This window comes from Lactiplantibacillus fabifermentans DSM 21115 (assembly GCF_000498955.2).
Taxonomy (GTDB): Bacteria; Bacillota; Bacilli; order Lactobacillales; family Lactobacillaceae; genus Lactiplantibacillus; species Lactiplantibacillus fabifermentans.
On sequence record NZ_AYGX02000067.1, the window covers coordinates 1 to 6,974 of the forward strand.

Below are 6,974 nucleotides of genomic sequence, written 5' to 3' on the forward strand. Positions count from 1 at the left end.
GAAGCTGATCTTTTTTGTCCGAACAGCGTTCGGATTAATTTTACAATCTACCAAGACATAAAATTCCGAAAGTTGAAATATCGGTGTTAAAAAAGCATTCTGCAGTAAGTAAAAATTATAAATTTTGGTTATAAACAAGAACAACATGTTCGCTTTACTTGGCAAACCAGGTTACGAAGAATTAACTGAAAAGTTAACTTCACGCCTTAACAAATAAGACTTTAATACCTTACTAAAATAAGGTTGAATACCTCTGATGACAGATTTGAAACTTTTCGATGCCGGCAACGGTGCCGAATTGTTTTGAATCCCGTCGTCAGGGGTATTTTTTTGTGTCTAAACCCCAACATTCAAGCGACGTCGACTTCTTATTGCCGCCGCCAGTCAGCCGTAATTCCAGCGGCCGTGGCGACCGGTCCAAGCCTGAGGTGCGGTCTTGGCCCTCGCTTCTGAGCCTAAAAATCAAGTCTCAAAAGGCGTCGGTGGTGTAAGTTCGCCAAAAACGCGAGCTAACGCCACTTTCACGGCCACTTCCATTACGGCTGACTGGCGGCTGAATGGGTGCTAATACTAAGGTAGCTAGAAGACGCGGTTTAGTGAGCCTTTTCCAATATTGGTGACTCACAATTAAATGGATTTTGCCATCAGAAAACGCGATAACCGCAACGTAGTGATCAATTAGTTTATCAGTGATTGGATGTGTCGGATATGCTAGTTGTGCGTAAGTTGATTCTAGGAAGTCCTTTCAAAGTTGCAATTTAATATGACGGATAGTGAGTCGTTAGTTATAGATTCACCAATGTATGGAAACGTCCATTTTAGTACGATGTGACGCGGTTTACTAACAGCGCAATACGTTTGAGTGATTACTTATACATTGAGCATATGGCATAATGATTTATAAGCAATTGCTATTCTGAAAATGACATGATTTTGTAACCCACATATGAATTAAGCACCATATGTTCTACGTGACATCACTATGGAAAAAAGGATGTTGACTGGCAATTAACCGTGTCAGAATTACCTGAAGTAAGTCACTTTTTTGTTAGAATAAAACTATTAATACGAAAGTTGGTCGAATCTGAAAGTCTTGAATATGATTGCAAGTATTATCATTTTAATTGGGTTGATTATGTTTGGGGGCGGGTACCAAGTTGTGACCGTTACCCAAAATTGGCCATGGGTACAATAAGTTGGGCTGGGACTCGTATTTGTAACTGGATTAGGCGATGCTGTTTTTTGGTTAGTAACGAAGCGGAGCTTTTTGAAATAACTGATGATTATATTAATATCAGTAGTCAATCACAAAAACGTTTTACTGAATAAATAACTGCTTTTCGGGCAATTGCATACACCAACAAGTAATGATATCAATAAATATCATTATTTTTTTATATACTATGAATCATTACTGCCGGTATTCGATAACCCTTTACATCATTAACTAAAAATCGCATGGTAATTACAGAGGAATTGCATCATGGGGCGCACTCTGAAAATAGATATTTGGGAGGGTACAAGTATGAGCTTTTTAGAATTACATAATATTCGTAAAGCCTACACCTTAAATCATCATGAAAACGTGATTTTGAAAGGGATTAACTTGAACTTTGATCGTGGGGAGTTCATTTCTATCTTAGGTGAATCCGGTGGTGGGAAGTCGACTTTAATGAATATCATTGGTGGGTTGGACCATCAATATGACGGGGATGTTTTGTTGGAAGGCGAATCTATCCGGAGCATGCACGAAAAACGCTTGGATAAGTATCGCCGTGAAACAGTTGGGTTTATTTTCCAAAACTTCAACTTAGTTAGTTACTTAAATGTCCTAGATAACGTCATGCTTTCATTGAAGATGACGCGGGAATCACATGCTGAGCAAGTCAAAACTGCAACCGGTTTATTGAAGCGGGTCGGCTTGGCAGAACAAGCTCATCAATTCCCAAACGAACTATCCGGGGGTCAAAAACAACGGGTCGCCATTGCGCGGGCGTTGGCTAGTGACCCGGACATCATCATTGCCGATGAACCAACTGGGGCCTTGGATAGTCAAAACACTTTGGAAGTCATGGATATTTTATACTCCATCGCCGCCGAAGGTAAGTTAGTAATTACCGTCACCCACTCACAAGAAGTGGCGGATTACGGGACGCGTATCGTGCATTTAGACGATGGGCAAATTCATGATGAATTGGTCATTGGGGCACCATTCGACGAAGTGGAAAAAGAACCGACGAAGTATCGGACCTTAGGCTTTCGTCAAATGTTCAAGATGTCCATGCAACATATGAAGCGCATGTGGTTACGTTACTTACTGATCATTTTCGGGTCATCGATTGGGATCAGTAGTATTGTCGTCATGCTGGGGCTCGGGTCGGGGATTCAAAACTACATGAATCACCAAATCACGTCCCAAGTTAACCCAACGGCCGTTCAAGTATCTAAGAAGACGACCAAGGTCAGCACCAAAGATCGTAATAATGCCAAGACGGCTGCGGAATACAAGACTGCGGTCAATAAAGAACAAATTGCGGCGGCTAAGGCAGCCCAAGTCACGACAAAAGAAGCCAAGCAATTGTCAGCAATCAAACATGTGAAGACGACTAAGCTCGGTTACTATGCTTCAGGTGTGAAAGCCAACTATAAGAAGCAATCGGTGTCATCAACTTTACAAACCGATAACCCAACGATTTTAAGCAAAACTATCAAACAAGGGACGCGGCCGCAAAAGAATCAGGTCTTGATTGGGCGCAAACTTGCTAAAAAGATGATGGGGAACAAGAAGTATAAACAAGCCTTGGGCAAGACGGTCAGTGTTAAAATGGCCGCAGTTGATAAGAACAACAAGTCGGTCACCGTTCAAAAGAAGCTTAAAGTTAGTGGGATTACGAACAGTGACGATACGAATGTGATTGTTTTACCAAGTACCGTCAAAGCAATGCTCAACACGAAAAAAGTTGTTTATCGACCAAACTTTGGGATTGTCCAAATCGACAAGTTAGCCCATGTTAAAAATGTTGAAAAGCAAATCAAAGCCATTAAGACTGATAAGAAGAAGCAAATGTTCAACTATACCGGGATTGGTGACTTAATCGATTCATTGAATACGTACATTCGCTTAGCAACGAACGTCTTGACCGGGGTTGCCGGGATTGCGTTATTAGTTTCGGCCATCATGATTATCGTTGTCTTATACGTTTCAGTTTCGGAACGGACGCGTGAAATCGGGGTCTTACGGGCATTGGGTGCCCGGAAACGGGATATTAGTCACTTATTCTTTGCCGAAGCGTTAACGATTGGGGTCTTAGCTGCCATCGTGGGGATTATCTTCGGTCAAGGTTGGCAATTATTGGGGAATACGGCCATTTGGAGCTTGATCAAGTATCCAATCGTCCGGATTTCACCAATGGCCATGGTTGGCGGGATGACCGTCTCGATTGTGATTAGTTTATTAGCGGCCTTAGCACCAGCGCACATGGCTGCCCGCTTAGACCCAGTTGAAAGCTTGTCACACGAATAGTTAGAAGTGAGGGGAATCAGCATGTATTTTTTCATTACGAGTAAAATTGACTCGCTACCGTCGGCGATTGAATTAGCCATGATTCAACGCCAGCAATTATTTACGAAGCACCGGGTGCCGTCACTGATTGTTACCCGTAACTTTGTGCGTGATATGCATCGTAATATGCACATCATTGGCTTAGATGATGAGTTTCAAGTCAATATGTACGACTTTTTTCAGGGGACGACGGATTACGAAGGCCAACCATTAACGGCTGCCAACTATCCGCGCGTCAATGGGGAAACGCTTGAACTTATTAGCAAAAATGAATTCGACGTGGTGCAGCGCGACATTCGCCAAAAAGCGATTGTGTTAAATGGTCGCGGCGAAGTCGACTATGTTGATATTCTTAATCCGCAAGGGGCCGTCAGCCGGCGTGACTATTACGATACCCGTGGCTATTTGACCGTGGCGCAATACTTTGACGTCAATCAAAATATTGTGTTGGAACAACATCTGAATTTGCATGGTCATCCGGTCTTAGAAACGTATTTTCGGCCGAACGCCCAAAATCAACCGGTTGCGACGCATCAACGGCTCGTCAATTACCATGGTGCGGACTATGAATTTGAGGATTGGGACCAATTAACGGCCTTTTTCTTGGACGAACTGAATAAAGAGTTTGGCGGGCACGGGACGATGATTGTGGACCGTAGCGATGCCGGAATGAATCCCATCGTCGATATGAAGACGGTGGCACGCAAGTATGAATTCTTGCACAGCAACTTCACGTTAGACCCCTTGGACGTCGTTAATTCACCAATCGTGCCATTTACCCAGATTGGGTTAGATCACGCTGACCAGATGAGTGGGTTCATCATGTCCACTCAAGGCGAAGCCGATGATATGACGAATCATATTCATAACGTGGTTAAGACATTGGCGATTCCGGTCGGCAGTGTCAGTGACGAACAGTTAGCCGTCAAACCAGTCGACTTTAATTTACGAACGACCGGTAAAATTGTGGCGATTGCCCGCTTGTCAGAAGAAAAACAACTCGACCAATTAATCAAAGCGGTCGCCTATGTGCATGAAAAAGTGCCTGAAGTGACGTTAGATATTTATGGTTATGGAGATTCATGGACTGGCTTCAAAGAAGAAAAACGGCTACGGTCACTCGTGAACTCCCAACAGTGGCAAACCTTTATTAAGTTCCAAGGGTTCAAACATGATTTGGCACCGATTTATAACGATGCTCAATTGATGGTTTTAACGAGTCGTTATGAAGGCTTTAACTTGGGCATCCTCGAAGGCCTCAGCCACGGGGTCCCTGTGGTGGCTTACGATATTAAGTATGGCCCATCAGAAATGATTACCAATGATCAAAATGGTTGTTTAGTTGAACCGAATAACTTAGTGGAACTCGGTCGCGTGATTTTACGCTTGCTGCAAAATCCAACCAAGCTCGCCCAAATGAGCGAATCGGCGTATGCCAATAGTGCTAAATTCTCGGAAACGATGATTTGGCAAAAATGGAATGATCTGGTCATCCAACCAGATATCCAAGCAATGAGGGGGGAACAAGCTTATGACGACCAACTCGGCAACATCAGCTAAGCCGCGACCTAAAAAATACGGGACGCGCGACTTACTCCGTTTAATTACGACGAATGCTGAACCGAAAAAGGGCCTCTTTATTCTTGGGATTCTCTTGTCATTTGTGGCGACGATTTGTAGTTTGTCAATTACCTTGATGTTAAAGGAATTTATCGATGCGTTTAATCACGGTAATTCCGGGCAACTGCTCGTTAAATTGTCAATTGTGATTGTCTTGCAATTACTTGCCAGTGTCAGCTCGAGTTTCTTGCTCAGCTATACTGGAGTCGATGCGGTTTCCAAATTACGGAGTACCTTATGGGACCATATTGTGGATTTACCGATTCCATATTTTGACCATAACCGGACCGGGGAACTCTCCAGTCGGGTGGTCAATGATACGTCGACGATTTTTGAATTGATTTCTAGTCAATTTTCGAATGCCATCAACGGGTTGATTTCCATTATCGGCTCCTTAATCTTAATGTTGATGTTGAACTTAAAATTAACGATTATTATTTTGATCATCGTGCCAATTATGGCAGTCATCATTATTCCGATGGGGCAAGTGTTAGCCCGAATTTCTAAAGCGATTCAAAAAGAAACGGCCAACTTGAATAGTGCCGCCGTTCAAATGATTTCACAAAATCGCTTAGTCAAAGCGATGGTTGCTGAAAAACGCTTGAAATCACAAGGGAATGACCAAGTTAACCGGATTAAAGGTTTTAGCATTAGCCAAATCAAGTTAATCTCATTTTTGAACCCGATTTTAAACATTATCTTATTAGCGGCCATCTTTATCATCATCGTGTACGGTGGGATTTTAGTCCAAACCAACGCCTTGACGATTGGGAGCTTAGTCGCGTTCTTAATGTACGCGGTCCAAATGATTTCGCCATTGAGTAGTGTGACCGGCTTAGTTACGGCGGTACAACAAACGGTCGGGGCCACTGAACGGATTGATGACATCTTAGATACGCCCGTTGAAGACAAACGCTTAGACGGTGTCGGTTTAGATAGCATTGATACGATTAACTTTGACCACGTCGACTTCGGTTATGAAGCGGATCAGCCGGTTTTAAAAGATATTAACTTAGATATTCACCGCGGCGAACGGATTGCCTTGATTGGTGAAAGTGGGAGTGGGAAGACCACCTTAGTTTCCTTGTTAGAAAGTTACTATGCGCCCACGGCCGGAACTTTAGACGTCAATGGCGCACCGGTTGCCAGTTATGCGGTACCGGCGCTACGTGACCAAATTGGCTATGTGAGTCAAGAAGTGGACTTAATGCCGGGCACGATGCGGGACAACTTGTTACTTGGTTCACCAGTAGCCGTCACCGATGACCGCTTGGTTGAACTATTAGGACAAGTGGGCCTCAGTGACTGGTTAGCGAGTCTCTCCGATGGCTTAGACACCGATGTTGGTGAACGCGGCTTGAACGTTTCGGGCGGTCAACGCCAACGGTTGGCGATTGTGCGCGCCTTAGTTCGCGAACCGTCATTGCTAATTTTAGACGAAGCGACTGCGAGCTTGGATAACCAAAACCAAGAAAAGGTCACCCAACTGTTGGCGACCTTGCCAGCTAACTTGACGTCGATTACGATCGTCCATCGTTTGAACCAGATTGAAGCTTATCCACGAATCTTATTCATGGAAGATGGCGAGATTACTGGTGATGGCGACCACGCGACGTTATTAGCCAGTCACGCGCGTTATCGCGACTTTTACCGGTTGCAATACCAACACGGCTAAAAAACGCTTAAAACGAGTTTTAGCCGCAGCTATTAACGCTATCGTATTAATAAAATAGTCATGAGGTAGATTGCAAATTTAATCCGAATTTTTGGACAAATTGTTCAGCATAACCTG

The 6,974-nt window shown here is 43.6% G+C and carries 3 protein-coding genes; all 3 read left to right on the forward strand.

Going from position 1 to position 6,974, the window contains the following annotated elements; genetic code table 11:
* Nucleotides 1-1,525: 1,525 nt before the first annotated feature.
* From DY78_RS05505 to DY78_RS05515, 3 genes are read left to right on the forward strand one after another with little or no spacing between them, the layout of a single operon-like run.
* Entirely contained in the window at nt 1,526-3,523 is a 1,998-nt protein-coding gene (locus tag DY78_RS05505) for an ABC transporter ATP-binding protein/permease (RefSeq protein ID WP_033614224.1), read from the forward strand.
* A gap of 21 nt (nt 3,524-3,544) precedes the next feature.
* Nucleotides 3,545-5,122: a glycosyltransferase gene (locus DY78_RS05510; RefSeq protein WP_024625508.1), complete on the forward strand. Its 1,578-nt coding sequence runs from the start codon at nt 3,545-3,547 to the stop codon at nt 5,120-5,122.
* Nucleotides 5,094-6,857 carry an ABC transporter ATP-binding protein gene (locus tag DY78_RS05515; protein WP_024625509.1) on the forward strand — a complete coding sequence of 588 codons (1,764 nt, stop codon included), beginning with the start codon at nt 5,094-5,096 and terminating at the stop codon, nt 6,855-6,857. The genes DY78_RS05510 and DY78_RS05515 overlap by 29 nt, the downstream gene beginning before the upstream one ends.
* Nucleotides 6,858-6,974 lie beyond the last annotated feature (117 nt).